This is a genomic window from Nocardia sp. JMUB6875, assembly GCF_041154655.1.
GTDB lineage: Bacteria > Actinomycetota > Actinomycetes > Mycobacteriales > Mycobacteriaceae > Nocardia.
In genome coordinates this window covers 1-14,045 of sequence record NZ_BAAFGR010000181.1, presented here as the reverse complement: position 1 = coordinate 14,045, position 14,045 = coordinate 1, and the positions used below count along the sequence as shown (strand labels likewise).

The following is a 14,045-nucleotide window of genomic DNA, read 5'->3' as shown; positions in this document are numbered from 1 at the left end:
GGTGAGCAGGGTGGGGGTGTCGAGCTGGGCCAGGCGCAGACCCGCGCGACGGCGCACCTCGGACGGGGTGCGGGCCAGCGATTCCAGAACACCACGCCAGATCGCCACATCGCTGCTGCCGTCCACGGTCGCGACCAACGTGTCGGCGACCTCGGAGATGACCGGGTTCAGGCCCAGGCGGGTCAGCGCGGTCGGGCTCAGGTGGCCCAGGAAACGCAGCATGTCACCGGCGGCGTCGGCGGCGATGTAGGTGGCGATCAGGTCGGCGATGGCCGAGGGCGGGGCCACCTCGAAGAGGATGTCACCGACCGCGGCGATGACATCGGGAGTGCAACGGGCGAACACCGACAGCGCGGCCAGCCGTAACTCCTTGGAGCCGTTGATGACCGTGCCCAGCAGCGCGGGCAGGCGCTGACCGCTCCCGGCCAGCAGCTGGCGCACCACCGCGCTGATCGATTCCCCGGAGTAGGCATAGGAGGCCGAGAAGATGAGCCCCTCGTCATCGGGCACCCCCTCCTCCACCGCGGCGACGAGTTCCGGTGTCGCATAGGCCAGGAACGGCCCCGCAGTGACGTAATCGCGCCGCGCCAGCAGCTCGTTGACGATCGCCACCACCGGCGCGGGCGGCGCGTCATCGGCGAGCTGACCCACGGTGCGCGGATCCAGATACGGCGCGCAGTCCGCCGCGTACCCGACATCCAGGCGCAACAGCGCATCGATCGCCTTGGCCGGATAGCGCACCCCGATCGCGCCGGCCGCGCGCCCGGTCATGCTCGGCGGCACCAGTTTCTGCACGATCGGCAGCGAAACGCTCAGCGGAATGATCGGCACCAGCGTCGCGATCCGCTCGAACGCGGGCGTGTGCTGGTCGAAAAGCCTGCCCGCCATGCGTTGCTGCAGCTCGTGCAGCTTGTGCGGGCCGAGCCTCTCGAGGTGAGCGAGCCGCTCCACCGGCACGTGCAGAGTCCGTGCCAGCAGAATGAGCTGGGCCCGCGTCACCAGGTCGGTCATAAGCCCAGCCGATGGACACACCCGTGGCAAACCGCGAATTCGACTGTGGCGGACATGCATTCCCCGTTTCCCCGGATGACCCGAATCCGGCCACCCGATGTCGACCGCCCATCATAGAGGCGAGCACCGGGCGAAAAGTGCAAAAAGTGCAGACTCCCTGTACGCCGTTAGGATGCGGGCCATGAGTCAACCCGCGGGGTGGTACCCCGAGCGTCCCGGATCCCCAGTGCTGCGCTGGTGGGACGGCAGCCAATGGACCAATCACACTCAGCCCCAACAGCAACCCGCCCCGGCGCCCCAGCAACCGGATCGGTCGTCCAACGCCCAACCGCCTCGAACCGGCGCCCAGCCCTACGCCCAGCAGCCGCAGCCGCATCAGCTTCAGCAGCACAACCCGCAGGCCCCGCACCAATTCGGGCAGCAGCCGCCCAAACCGCACGGTCAAGCGCCACAACAGCAATTCGCTCAGCAGCCGCAGCAGCAGTTCGCTCAGCAGCCCTACGGTCAAGTGGCGCAGCAGAACTACGGTCAGCAGCCCGGCCAGCCCTACGGGCAGCAGCAGTTCGCCCCGCGCAATGAGTCCACGCCGTGGGAACTCGAGGTCGGCGGCGCCAACAATCCCGCCGACATCCAGCGCCAGGTCCAGCAGCAGGCGGGCATCGCCCCCGCGCAGGCCGGCGGCGGCACCGTCTTCACCGAACCCGTGCTGGTGGTGAACCAGAAGGTCAAGTTGATCGAAATGGTCAACGAGTACAGCGTCTTCGACCAGCACGGCCGCCAGATCGGTGCGGTCGCCGAGGTCGGCCAGTCGGCGCTGAAGAAGGCTGTGCGGTTCCTGTCCAGCTACGACCAGTTCATGACCCACAAACTGGAGATCCGCGACGCGCACGGCCAGTGCCTCATGCGAATCACCCGCCCCGCCAAGGTCTTCAAGTCCAAGTTCCTGCTCGAGCAGGGCAATGGCGCGCCGATCGGTGAGATCATCCAGGAGAACATGATCGGCAAGATCAACTTCGCCTTTATGGTCAATGGCCAGCAAATCGGCGGCATTCGGGCCGAGAACTGGCGGGCCTGGAACTTCGCCATCCACGACCACACCGGTCAGGAGGTCGCCCGCATCACCAAGACGTGGGAGGGCCTGCTCAAGACCATGTTCACCTCCGCCGACAACTACGTCGTGCAGATCCACCGCCAGCTCCCCCAGCCGCTGCTGTCGATGGTGGTGGCCTCGGGCCTGGCCATCGACACCGCCCTCAAGCAGGATCAGCGCGGCTGGAACTGACCGCGCAAGCGGTGTGCAAGCCGACGCAAGCGCCCGGCAATCGGCCACCACCACAGTGGTTCCCATGAACGAGACACGAGATGTGGTGGTGGTCGGAGCCGGACCGGTCGGGCTCATGCTGGCGTGCGAGCTGCGGCTGGCGGGAGTCGACGTCCTCGTGGTCGAGCGGCTGGCCGCACCGGATATGACCATCAAGGCGGGCGGCATCAACACCCCCGTCGCCCAGGCCCTGGACCGGCGCGGGCTCGAACCGGACCTGCGCGCCGCCCACGAGGCCGCGATGGCCCGCATCACCGGACTGTTCGCCAAGCCCGAGGCCCCGACCGACCCGAAGGCTCCCGCGACCGCGACCGCGATGCGCCCGCGCGCGGGCGGGCACTTCGCCGGAATCATGCTCTACGCGGACCGAATCGACACCGAGGACCCGGCTTTCGACGATATGGGCCCGGCCGCCGAGTCCCGCTTCGTCGACCAGCAGGCCCTCGAGGCGATGCTGGGCCGCCGTGCCGCCGAACTCGGCGTGCCCGTGCGCCGCGGCGTCGAGGTGACCGGCTTCGACGACGACGGCGTGGGCGTCGACGTCGACTGCGGCGACCACCGCATCCGCACCGGCTGGCTGGTCGGCTGCGACGGGGGCCGCAGCACCGTGCGCCGCCTGGCCGGCTTCGAATTCCCCGGCCTGGACCCCGAAATCACCGGCCGCCAGGCCCTGGTCGAGATGACCGGCGCGGAGCACGTGCCGCTGGGCTGGCAGACCACCCCCACAGGCATCTTCGTCAACGGCCCGCAGCCCGGCCGCATCCTCACCGTCGAACTCGACGGCCCGCCCGCCGACCGCGTCAGCCCCGTCACCGCGGAAGAGCTCGAGGACAGCTTCGAACACGTGACCGGCGTGAAAGTCTCTATTTCCCAGGTGATTTCGGCGACGCGCTTCACCGACAACACCCGCCAGGTTCGCGACTACCGCAAGGGCCGGGTGCTGCTCGCGGGCGATGCCGCCCACGTGCACTCCCCCTTCGGCGGTCAGGGTCTGAACCTCGGCATCGGCGACGCGGTCAATCTCGGCTGGAAACTCGCCGCCGTCATCCGCGGCCGGTCCCCGGAGTCGTTGCTGGACACCTACTCTCGCGAACGCCACCCGGTCGGCGAATGGGTGCTGGACTGGACCCGCGCGCAGGTCGCGCTCATGCGCACCGATCCGCGCAGCCGCGCCCTGCGCACGGTCGTCACCGAACTGCTCGACACCCGCGACGGGGCCACCCGGGTGGCCGAGCGGATCTCCGGCGTCCTGCAGCGCTACGACCTGGGCGGCGACGATCCGCTCGTCGGCAAGGCCACCCCCGATTTCGAGCTGGCCGACGGCACCCGCCTGGCCGCGCACTTCGCCTCGGGCAAGGGCGTGCTGCTCGACCTCACCGACTCCCCCGGCCTGCGCGCCGCCGCGGCCGCCTGGTCGGACCGCCTCGAGCTGGTGACCACCAAACCCGCCCAGCCCCGCGAACCGCTGTCGCTGCTCATCCGCCCCGACGGCATCGTCGCCTGGACCTCGGCCACACCCCACGGCCTCGAGGCGGCGCTCACCCGCTGGTTCGGCCCCGCCTGAAACCTTTTTCGCGGACCCGGCGGCGGGGCTACCTGGAGACAAACCTCGAAGTAAGTCCCTGAGCAGCAAGTACGTACTTGTGGGCCGCTGTCGATCCCGGCAATCTCGACCTCAGCGCGCGCCGGAACAGTCGAGAACGATCGAAGGAGTTGTCCCCCAATGACGAACACTCAGCACAGCCCGGTGACCGTGCTCGGACTCGGCGCCATGGGCAAGGCGCTGGTGCAGGCCTTCCTGAAGGGCGGGGTGGCGACCACGGTGTGGAACCGGACGCCCGGCAAGGACGGCGAACTGGTTGCGGCCGGAGCGGTTTCGGCGGCCACCGTCGGTGACGCGGTGCGCGGCGGTGAGCTGGTCGTCGCCGTGCTGCTCGATCACGCGTCGGTGCACGAGACCCTCGACCCGATCGCGGCCGAGCTGAAAGGCAAGCAGCTGCTCAACCTGACCAGCACCTCCCCCGAGCAGTCGCGGGAGCTGGCCCGCTGGGCCGCGGGGCACGGCATCGAATTCCTCGACGGCGGCATCATGGCGGTCCCGTCCATGATCGGCGCCGAGGGTTCGAGCATGCTCTACAGCGGCTCGCGGGCCATCTTCGACACCCACCGCCCGACCCTCGAATTGCTGGGCTCCGCCGAGTTTTTCGGCGCCGACGCGGGCCTGGCGGCGCTCACCGATTTCGCGCTGCTCACGGCCATGTACTCGATGTTCGGCGGCTTCTTCCAGGGCACCGCGCTGGTCGGCTCCGCGGGTGTGACCGCCTCGGAGTTCGCACCGCGCGCGGCGGCGTACATGGTCGCCATGTCGCAGATGCTGCCCCTCTATGCCCGTGTCATCGACAGCGGCGACTACACCGGCGAGGTCTTCCAGGACCTGGTGTTCACCAAGAGCGGCCTCGACGCCCTGCGCCAAGCCGCGGCCGATGCCGGAATCAGCAGCGAACCGCTGTCGGGCATCGCGTCGCTGGTGGATCGCCAGGTCGCCGAGGGACACGGCGCGGCTGCCTTCGAGCGGAGTGTGGCAGCCCTGCGCAAGTCCTGACCGGCCCGACCCGGCGGCTGCCCGGGAACCGTTGAAAGCCGCTGTGGCCCCCGCGAATCGACTTCGCGGGGGCCACCGGCCGTCGTCATTGCGTGAGCTGCAAGGTTGCGGTCAGTGTCGCCAATGCCTCGCTCAACCCGAGATCGCCGATGCGCCGCTCGATCTCGGTGCGCTCCGGCACCGGCAGCGCCGACCACAACTCCCCGACCCGCGACTGCGCGTCGGGTTCGGCGGTGGCCAGCACCCTCAGCAGCGGCGGCCACAGCTGCGCGGCGCTCGCCAGCGCCGGGAGCCCGGTCAGGGTCGCGGTGTCGAAACGCGAAATCGCCCCGCCGATTCGGCGCGAGATGCCCGCGTCGGTGCGCACCGCCAACTCCAGCAGGCCGCGCCAGGCCGCGGCCTCGGTGCTGCCGTCGAGTGCGCCCACGATCGCGTCGATCGATTCGGGTTCGGCGACGACCGGATTGGCGGCCAGCTGCTCGAGCGCCGCCGGGCTCAACTGCCCGACGAAGCGCAGCGTCTCCGGCACCGCGTCGTCGGCGAGGAAGGCCGAGATCAGATCCCCGATCTCGGCGGCGGTTCCGGTCTCGAACAGGATGTCGCCGATCGCCACGATCACATCGGTATCGCAGCGCGCGAACACCGACAGCGCCGCCAGCCGCAACTCCTTGGACCCCTGCACGATGGTGCGCACCAGCTTCGGAATCCGCTGGTGCGTCCCGGCGAGCAGATGCCGGATGATGATGCTGATGTTCTCCCCGGAATAGGAGTAGGACGCCGACCGGATCAGCCCCTCGTCGTCGTGCACATCCTCCTCGACCGCGCGCACCAATTCCGGTGTCGCATAGGCCAGGAACGGACCCGCGGTGATGTAGTCCCCGCGCCGCAACAACTCGTTGATGATCTTCATGACGGGTTTGGCCGGCGCGACATCGGCCAGCTGCCCCACCGCGTGCGGATCCATGTACGGCGCGGCCTCGGCGGCATAGCCCGGCTCGAGCATGCCGACCGCCTCGGCGGCCTTCTTGGGATGATCCACCCCGATCGCGCCCGCCGCCCGCCCGGCCATCACCGGCGGCACCATCTTCTGCACCAGCGGCAGCGAGATGGACAGCGGAATGATCGGCACCAGCAGCGACAGCCGCGAGAAGATCGCATTGTGTTCGGCGAACATCACTTTCGCCAGGCGTTCCTGCAGTTCGTGCAGGTTCGCCGCGCCCAGCTTCTCGAGGTGCGCCAGCCGCTCCTCGGGCACGTGCAGAGTCCGGGACAGCAGCGTGATCTGCGCCCGGGTCACCAGATCGGTCATCTCCCCTACCCGAGCTTGTTGCCGAACATGATCTTCTTGGCGGCCGTGCGCAACGGCCACGGCAGCGCGCCGACGGTCTTGTCGACCGCCTCCACCATGGCGGTGTTCTCGGTGCGCCGCGCCTGCTGGAAGATGCCCAGCAGGTCGGCGGTCTCCGCCTCGGTGAGCAGGTCCAGGGCGCTCAGTGGCCCACCCAATTCCCGTTCCAGTTCGGCTCTGGCACCCACTGATTCGTCCCCATTCTCCGGAATGATCCGGATCACCCCTGATGTCCGTCTACCAATCTCTATCAAGATCGGGGGTGGTGCGCCAGACCATGAGCCGACAAAGGGGTGTCAATTGAGGTCGGCTGCAATCAGATCGGCCGCGCGCAGGGCGAAGGCCATGATAGTGACCTGCGGATTGACCCCCAGCGAGGTCGGGACCACCGAACCGTCGGCGAGATAGAGCCCTGACGTGCCGAACACCCGATGGTCGAAGCCGACCACCGCCTCACGGGCGTCACGGCCCATGCGGGCGGTGCCCAGCGGATGCGGGCCCATCATGCGGAACTGGCGCGGGCGCAACCGAATCTCGGCGATCGTGCGGGCCTGCTCGAGGGTGCGGATCGGCGGGCTGCCCGCGATCGGCAGCGCCACCGCCTCCGCGCCGCCGCGCAGGAACAGCTCGGCCAGCCCGGCGCAGGCATGCTGCAGGGCGGCCTGCACGCGCGGGGTCAGGTCGTAGCGGATCAGCGTGCGCCCGCCCGGCCCGTGATGGACGCTGCCGCAACCGGTGTCGCGCACCATCGCGCCGAACTGTTCGGTGTGGGTCCAGCGGTTCATCCACTCGGTCAGGCGCGCGCCGTGGAAGGGCAGCACCCCGGCGGCGAATTGCGGTGGGATGCTGACGCCTTCGAAGGTCACCAGCTCATCGCCCAGGCCCTCGACCTGATAGCCCTGCGGGATCCCGGTCCACGGCGAGCCGGGCTCGGCCATCATCGCGACCGCGCCGAGCGAGGGATGCACCGACAGGTTGCGGCCCAGCGCGGGCAGGCTGATCCCGTTGCGGCGCAACAGCAGCGGCGTCATGAGCGTCCCGGCGGCGACCACCACCGCGCGGGAACGGATCTCCACGGTGCGCGGCGCGCCGTGCTCGTCCTGCCCTTCGGCCAGCACCCCGCCGGCATGGCTGCCCGACATCAGGATCCGGGTGACGGTCAAGCCGGTGTAGAGCTGCGCGCCACCCTTGAGCGCGCGCGGCACCCAGCTGACATTGCTGCTGCGTTTGGCCTCGGTCGGGCAGCCGTACACGCACTGGCCCTGGCCGTCACAGCCGACGGCATTGCGCGGCAGCGGCCCGTGCGCGGCGCCCAGGGCGTCCGCGCCCGCCCCGATGATGCCCGCGACGCGGCCCAGATAGCCGGAATCGGCGGTGGTGATGCCCAATTCGGCGGCGACCTCGTCCAGATACGGGGTGAACGCCTCGGGGGTGAAATCGCTGGGGAAACCCAGGTCGAGCCATTCCCGCAGCACCGCGTCGGGCGTGCGGAAGGCGGTGCCGGAATTGATGGCGGTGGTGCCGCCGACCAGCCGTCCGGTGCTCACACCCAGCACCGAATTGCCGACCGCCAGGTTGTATCCGCCGTCGCGCCAATACTTCTGGGTGCGCTCACCCAGCTCGCCCCGGAATTCCGCGCGGCCCGCGTAATCGCCCTCCTCGACCATCACCACGCCCAGGCCCTGCTCGGTCAGCCGGGCCGCGACCGCCGCACCGCCCGCGCCGGTGCCGATCACCACCACATCGCAGTCGACCAGCTCACGGGACGGGAGTTCGCCCGGGGTGGTGACATTGGCCATCCAGCCCGGACGCTGCTCGCGAACCGGCTGGTCGTAGCGGGGCGCGCCGATCGCGTCCAGGTAGCGGCGGTCGCTGAAATGCGCGATCCGCAACGGGGTTTCGATGGCGTCGACGGCATGGCGCAGCGCCTTGCCGCGGCGGGCGTCCTCGATCAAGGCCTGGCGTTGGGTGATCCGCAGCGCCGCCGCGCGTTTGCCGTGCTTGGTGCGCGCCGCCGCGTCCAGACCGCGCAGGGCCGTGCGCAGACCCGACTGCATCAGCGGGGTCATATTGCCGATATAGGCGTCCAGGCGGGCGAGGGTGGCGGCGTCGACCGGCGGCACCGAACCGCCCGGCTCGATGAGCACCTCCGCCAGCGCGGCGAGGGTCTCGAGCTGTCCGGGCGTGAACACTCCCTCGGGCCGGGTGCCGTCGGGCAGATCCGAGCGCAGCGACACCCACGGCTGGAACGAGCGCAGGAAGCTCGGATAGTCGTTGGCGAAGAACTGCATTCGACCCTGCGCGACCGGCTCGCCCTCACACGAGAGCGTGGTGTCGAGATTGGTCAGGCTGGCATGCGCGCGCCGCAACCAGCGCACATCCTTGCGGCCGCTGAGCCGCCAGCCGCGGCCCGCGTCGTCGCGGAAATCGAGCTCGTAGCTCATCAGCCGCTTGGTCACCGGCAACGCCACCAGCGTGCCCAGCACCGCGGCGCCGTCCACCCACGGCAACGCGCGAATGGTCCCGGTGATGCGGGCGCGGCCATTGGTGACGAACCCGCGCGCGTGCCCGGACTCGCAGCGCAGATCCATCGCCACGTGATGGGCGTGGCCGTCGGCGTCGTAGAGCTCGCCGCGCATGGTCTCGAAGAAGGTCAAAGGCATATCGGCAGCTCTCTCACACGATCGGGGATACGGCCGCGACCGGCTGCGGGACAAGGAATTCCAGCGCTCCGCCGTGCGGGCTGCGCAGCTCGAAGGCATTGCCGTCGATCGGGGCGACATGCACCGACACCGCGGCGGTCTTGGAATTGAGGCAGTAGCTGGTGGCGCGGGCGGGATTGCGGTAGGCCAGGCACACCATCTGCTCGGGGTCGGCGTGGGTGCGCAACTCGGCGGTGCCGTGGCGGCCGCGCATGCGCAGGGTCCACGACGGGAAATCCAGGTGCGGGCGTTGGCCCCACAGGTCCACCACGCGGTCGAAGCGGAATTCCTCGTCGCCGCGGCGGATCACCAGCATGGAGATCAACGGCGAGGTGCGGCCCGCCAGGCGGGTGCGACCCGAGGCGGCCTCCATCACCGCGAAGGGCCGCCCGTCCCGGGCGTCGGTGAAAACGCACTGGCCCCAGGCGTATTCGGGGCTGTGCTCGCGGCCCCAGTTGTGGCCCTGCATGCCGTGCCAGCCGGTCAGGTCCCAGCGCTCGCCCGCCCAGTCGAGGTGACCGGTGCAGGACAGCACCGGGAACGGGGTGACGAGTTTGTTGCTGGGGACCGCGGTGTCGAGCAACCGGTCGGTCGGCAGCAGGGACAGCGGCTCACCCAGGCCTTCGACCTTCGAGAAGCTCAGCTCCCAGGAGATGGTCTGCGCGGCATCGGAGAGCTTGCCGCCGGTCGTGCCGCCGCGGCCGGTCAGCAGCATCGTCAGCGGGCCCACGCTGATGTCCTGGCCCACCGCGTGCGCCTCGAATTGCGCTGCCTCCAAGGGGATATCGAGGCACCAGGCGTGGGTGCGCCGCCCGTCGAACACACTGCACCAGGCCTGGGCCAGAGCGGTGCCGTCGGCGGCGGTGAGCACGGTCGCCTTGATCCACACCGCCCGGGGTGAATGCGGGTCATTGGCGCGCACGAACCAGGATTCGACATGATCCGCGCCCCGACGCAGGCGCGGGGTGTTGTAGGCGATGGCTGTCATGGTGTCGTTCACCGGAATTCGCGCCTTTCAGAGTTTCGGCTGACGGCTGAGCATGCCCAGCAGGGACTGACCGGCCCGCCCGTAGCCACGTAACCGGGCGGTCGGGTGCGGCGCGACCAGGCTCGACGCCAGCGCGCGCATGGCATCCTCGAGGCCCGCGCTGTAGGGGAACCACCACGGCCGCTTCGGCCCGAACGCCGGTCCGCGCGGCAGATCCAGCACCTGCACCCAGCTGGCGTCCAGCAGCGCGTCGACCCCGTGCGAGCGCCCGAATCCGGACAGTCCGACCCCGCCCCACGGCAGCTCCGGCGTCGAATACATGGTCGCCGCAACATCATTGATCGACACCGCGCCCGCCCGCAGCCGCCCCGCCAGCGCCCGCGCGCGAGCCACATCGGCGGAGAAGACGCTGGCGGTCAGGCCGTACTCGGTCGCATTGTGCAGCGCGACCACCTCGTCCTCGCTACCGAACCGGGCCACGGCGACCACGGGCCCGAACGTCTCCTCCCGCCACACCGCGTTCGCCGTGACCGTGTCACCGCTGACCACCGCGGGCGCGATGTGTCGCCCGCGCACCGACTCTCCGCCCTCGACCCGCAGCCCGGCATCGCGCGCCGCCGCCAGATGCCGCTCCCACACCCGCAACTGCCGTTCGTCGATGGCGGGTGCGAGATCGCGGCCGGTATCGATGCGCCGCAGCTTGTCGGTCAATCGCACCAGAAACGCGTCGTGCAGCGACTCGTGCACCAGCACCCGCTCGACCGAGCAGCACGCCTGCCCGCCATTGAACATCGCCCCCCACGCGACCGCCGAGGTCGCGAATTCCAAGTCCGCGTCCTCCAACACGACCGCCGCATCGACTCCACCCAATTCCAACCCCACCGGAATCGGATACCGCGCCGCCGCGGCCATCACCTTCCGGCCCGTGGCCACCGACCCGGTGAACAACACCTTGTCCGGCCCCGCCTCGATCAGCTCCGCTCCCACGGCCCCGTCGCCTATCGCCAGCTGCAACAACCCCTCCGGCAGCTCCGCCGACACCACCTCGATCAGCACCTGCGCCACCTGCGGCGTCAACTCGGAAGGCTTGAGCACCACCGCATTCCCCGCGATCAACGCCGGCAACACTTGACTGAAGGGAATCAAGAACGGCAGATTCCACGGCGCGATGGCCACCACCACCCCATACGGCCGATGCGTCCGCACCCCCTTCCGATACGGCGCGGTCGCCGAGCTGATCCGGCTCGGGCCCAACGTCTCGACCGCCGACTCCAGATGATGCTTCGCCACCGCGATCGCCGGAACCACCTCGTGCGCGAGCGCCTCCGCCCGAGGCTTCCCGTTCTCCCCGGCAATCACCTCGGCGATCCGATCGAGCTCCTCATTCAGCCGCTCCGGCAGCGCCCCCAAAACCCGGACGCGCTCATCCACACTCAGCGCACCCCACGCCGCCTGCGCGACCCGCGCCCGGCCCACCAACTCCGCCGCCGACGGCACATTCACCACCCCGCCCGCCGATTGCCCGCCGGACACAGTGGCCGACGCCGTGCCCGCAGCGCTGGATGCCGATGCCGTGCCGGTCGCCCCGGATGTCTCCTCCGGATCCGGATTCCCTTCGCGTTGCGATTGCAGAAGGTGCGTCATGCGCAAACCACCTCGTCGACGACAGCAATGATCTTGGCCAGATGGCCAAGTGGTCAGACCAATATAGCGAGCCGACGCCAGAAGGCAAGACGCGATTTCGCGGAACACCGGACCGCTGGCCCCCGAAAGGTCAGGCCGGATACCGGGCCCGCTTGCCTCAACCGGCGATCATCGGTCTCCCCGCAGGCTGCGCTCGACGTGGCTTTACTCGGATAAGTCCGGGCCCAAAGTGCTCAGCGCCGAAGGACAAGCCCCGCAACCACCAGCACCACCCGGCCGACGTCGGAAGGGCAAGCCTTGGAACAGCCAGCGCCACGCGGCCGGTGGGGGCAGGGGCAATGTCGTGTGGAACCGACTCGCGGGGTCCGGCACGATCAGCCGCGGGATTGCTCCAGTTGGCGCATGGATTTCTCGAACTCCGCGGCCGCGATCGCCAGGAGTTCGTCGGCAATGGTTCGCGCCTCGGCGGCGTCCGCGCCGATCACGGCGGCGGCGAGGGCGCGGTAGCGGGCCGCGCTCCCGACCTCGGCGGCCATCAGTCCGGCGAGGGCCTCGACGGCGGGTTCGTAAACCGCGCGCAGATCGTTGTAGAGCAGTCGGTAGACGATGGAATCCGCGCCATCGACGAGGTGATCCCAGAAGGCGACCGCCAGCAGCTGCTGTGCAACCGGATCACGCTCGGCCGCAAGTGATTCCACGATCGGGTCGAGTTCCGCGGCGAGGCTGTCCGCGGCGCGTTCGGCTGCGAGCCCCGCCACCTCGCGGCCCAGCGCGCGCCGGGTCTCCAGGATCGAGCGCACCACCGCGTAATCCAACTCCCCCTGCCGAATCAGCAACCGCGGCAACATCTCCAGCCCCGCATGCCGCCGAAAGTCCCGCACCGTCGTCGACCCGCCCTGCCGCACCTCGACCAGCCCGGTATGCGCCAACCGCTGCAACGCCTCCCGCACCGTAGGCCGCGACACCCCCAACGTCTCCGCCAGCGCCCGCTCCGCCGGCAGCGCCGCCCCCGGCGCCAACTCCCCGTCCAGCACCTCCCCCACCAACTGCTCGAACACGCTGTCCGGCACCGTCCGCCGATCGATCCGCTTGAACGCCATGCCCCGAACGCTAAACACCCCTGGTCAACAGGTCAAGCGGCCAGACCAGTTCGCACCACCCCTGCTCGTTCACCCACCACATCGCACCGAGCACTCCGCCCCCGGTCCGTTCGCCACGCCGCGCCCCGCCGCGAACTCGCGCCCGGTCCGTTTGCCGCGCCGAGCCATCGTCGGGTACTCGCGCCCTGTGCGCTTGCCGCGCCGATCCACCGCCGCGCATTCGCGCCCGGTCTGTTCGCCGCGCTGAGCCACCGCCGGGTACTCGCGCCCGGTCCGCGTCCCGCGCCGCACCCCGCTGGGCACTCGCGTGGGGTTCAAGATCAGGGAGCTCACAGCGTTGGATTCTGGGCGAATTCGCACAGTGAGAGCTCCTTGATCTTGTTTCGCGCGTTGCGCGGGCGAGGTGCAGGGGCGTGCGTGGTTCCGGCTGTGGGGTTTGGATGGGTGGGTGCGGGGTGAGGGGTACGGGTGGTTCGCCGGGTCTTTCGCGGGTGTTCATGCGGCGTTGGGGCCGGGGGTGCCGTTGGTAGATTCGCGCACTGCACGATCGGCCGCGTGCGCATCGTTCAGCTGGCGAATTTCTACGGTCCGCGCTCGGGCGGGTTGCGTACCGCGCTGCATCATCTCGGCGAGGGGTATGTGGCCGCCGGACACGAGGTGGTGCTGATCGTGCCGGGGCCGCGGCGGGCGGAAGAGGTCTTGGGGAGCGGGGTGCTGCGGATTACGGTGCCCGCGCCGGAGATTCCGTGGACGGGCGGCTATCGGGCGGCGGACCCGCGGCGGGTCGCCGACACGCTGGCGGGGCTGCGGCCGGATGTGCTGGAGGTGTCGGATCGGTTGACGCTGCGCGGTTTCGGGCGCTGGGCGCGCCGCCGCGACATCGCGGGGGTGATGATTTCCCATGAGCGCCTGGACCGTCTGCTCGGCCAGGTCCTGCCGGGCCCGATGGCCCGCCGCGCCGCCGATGCTGCCAACCGGCGCACCGCCCAGAACTACGACATCGTCGTCTGCACCACGCAATTCGCGCGCGAGGAGTTCCAGCGCATCGACGTCGAGAACGTCGAGCTGGTCCCGCTCGGCGTCGACCTGGACATGTTCCGCCCCGACCGCCACGACCACCGCCTGCGCACCGACCTCGGCGCCGACGACTATCCCCTGCTCGTGCACTGCGGCCGCCTCTCGGTCGAGAAGCGCGTCGACCGCAGCATCGCCGCGGTGAGCGCCTTGCGCCGCCGCGGCCTCGACACCCGCCTGGTCGTCGCCGGTGACGGCCCGCGCCGCGACTCCCTCGAACGCCAGGCCCGCCTGATCCCCGCCCTCCCCGACGGC

12 protein-coding genes are annotated in these 14,045 nt (G+C 70.0%); 4 read left to right on the top strand and 8 right to left on the bottom strand.

The window, feature by feature from the left end:
* Positions 1-1,011: hypothetical protein (locus ACAM49_RS33090; protein WP_369639484.1), on the bottom strand; the 1,011-nt coding region annotated here is incomplete at its 3' end.
* A gap of 181 nt (positions 1,012-1,192) precedes the next feature.
* On the opposite strand from ACAM49_RS33090, the gene ACAM49_RS33085 reads away from it, so the two are divergent.
* The 3 genes from ACAM49_RS33085 (at position 1,193) to ACAM49_RS33075 (ending at position 4,934) form a co-directional block, all read left to right on the top strand.
* Positions 1,193-2,293, top strand: a complete 1,101-nt coding sequence (locus ACAM49_RS33085) for a phospholipid scramblase-related protein (protein WP_369639483.1) — start codon at positions 1,193-1,195, stop codon at positions 2,291-2,293.
* Positions 2,294-2,357: 64 nt separating this feature from the next.
* Positions 2,358-3,896 carry an FAD-dependent oxidoreductase gene (locus tag ACAM49_RS33080; RefSeq protein ID WP_369639482.1) on the top strand — a complete coding sequence of 513 codons (1,539 nt, stop codon included), beginning with the start codon at positions 2,358-2,360 and terminating at the stop codon, positions 3,894-3,896.
* A gap of 159 nt (positions 3,897-4,055) precedes the next feature.
* Positions 4,056-4,934: an NAD(P)-dependent oxidoreductase gene (locus tag ACAM49_RS33075; protein ID WP_369639481.1), complete on the top strand. Its 879-nt coding sequence runs from the start codon at positions 4,056-4,058 to the stop codon at positions 4,932-4,934.
* 85 nt (positions 4,935-5,019) lie between these two features.
* Here ACAM49_RS33075 and ACAM49_RS33070 read toward each other — a convergent pair whose 3' ends face one another.
* The 7 genes from ACAM49_RS33070 to ACAM49_RS33040 form a co-directional block, all read right to left on the bottom strand.
* Positions 5,020-6,243 carry a hypothetical protein gene (locus ACAM49_RS33070; protein ID WP_369639480.1) on the bottom strand — a complete coding sequence of 408 codons (1,224 nt, stop codon included), beginning with the start codon at positions 6,241-6,243 and terminating at the stop codon, positions 5,020-5,022.
* A 5-nt stretch (positions 6,244-6,248) separates the two neighbouring features.
* Entirely contained in the window at positions 6,249-6,470 is a 222-nt protein-coding gene (locus tag ACAM49_RS33065; protein WP_157514082.1) for a hypothetical protein, read from the bottom strand.
* 108 nt (positions 6,471-6,578) lie between these two features.
* Positions 6,579-8,945: a GMC family oxidoreductase N-terminal domain-containing protein gene (locus tag ACAM49_RS33060; protein WP_369639479.1), complete on the bottom strand. Its 2,367-nt coding sequence runs from the start codon at positions 8,943-8,945 to the stop codon at positions 6,579-6,581.
* Between the two features lie 13 nt (positions 8,946-8,958).
* Positions 8,959-9,984, bottom strand: a complete 1,026-nt coding sequence (locus ACAM49_RS33055; RefSeq protein WP_369639478.1) for a hypothetical protein — start codon at positions 9,982-9,984, stop codon at positions 8,959-8,961.
* Positions 9,985-9,999: 15 nt separating this feature from the next.
* Positions 10,000-11,616, bottom strand: coding sequence for an aldehyde dehydrogenase family protein (locus tag ACAM49_RS33050; protein ID WP_369639477.1), 1,617 nt, complete (start codon positions 11,614-11,616; stop codon positions 10,000-10,002).
* Between the two features lie 374 nt (positions 11,617-11,990).
* Positions 11,991-12,716, bottom strand: a complete 726-nt coding sequence (locus ACAM49_RS33045; RefSeq protein ID WP_369639476.1) for a FadR/GntR family transcriptional regulator — start codon at positions 12,714-12,716, stop codon at positions 11,991-11,993.
* A 69-nt stretch (positions 12,717-12,785) separates the two neighbouring features.
* The gene (locus tag ACAM49_RS33040; protein WP_369639475.1) at positions 12,786-13,049 is read right to left on the bottom strand and encodes a hypothetical protein; all 264 of its coding nucleotides are present in this window, start codon (positions 13,047-13,049) and stop codon (positions 12,786-12,788) included.
* 222 nt (positions 13,050-13,271) lie between these two features.
* On the opposite strand from ACAM49_RS33040, the gene ACAM49_RS33035 reads away from it, so the two are divergent.
* The coding region (locus tag ACAM49_RS33035; RefSeq protein ID WP_369639474.1) for a glycosyltransferase at positions 13,272-14,045 on the top strand (774 nt) is incomplete at its 3' end.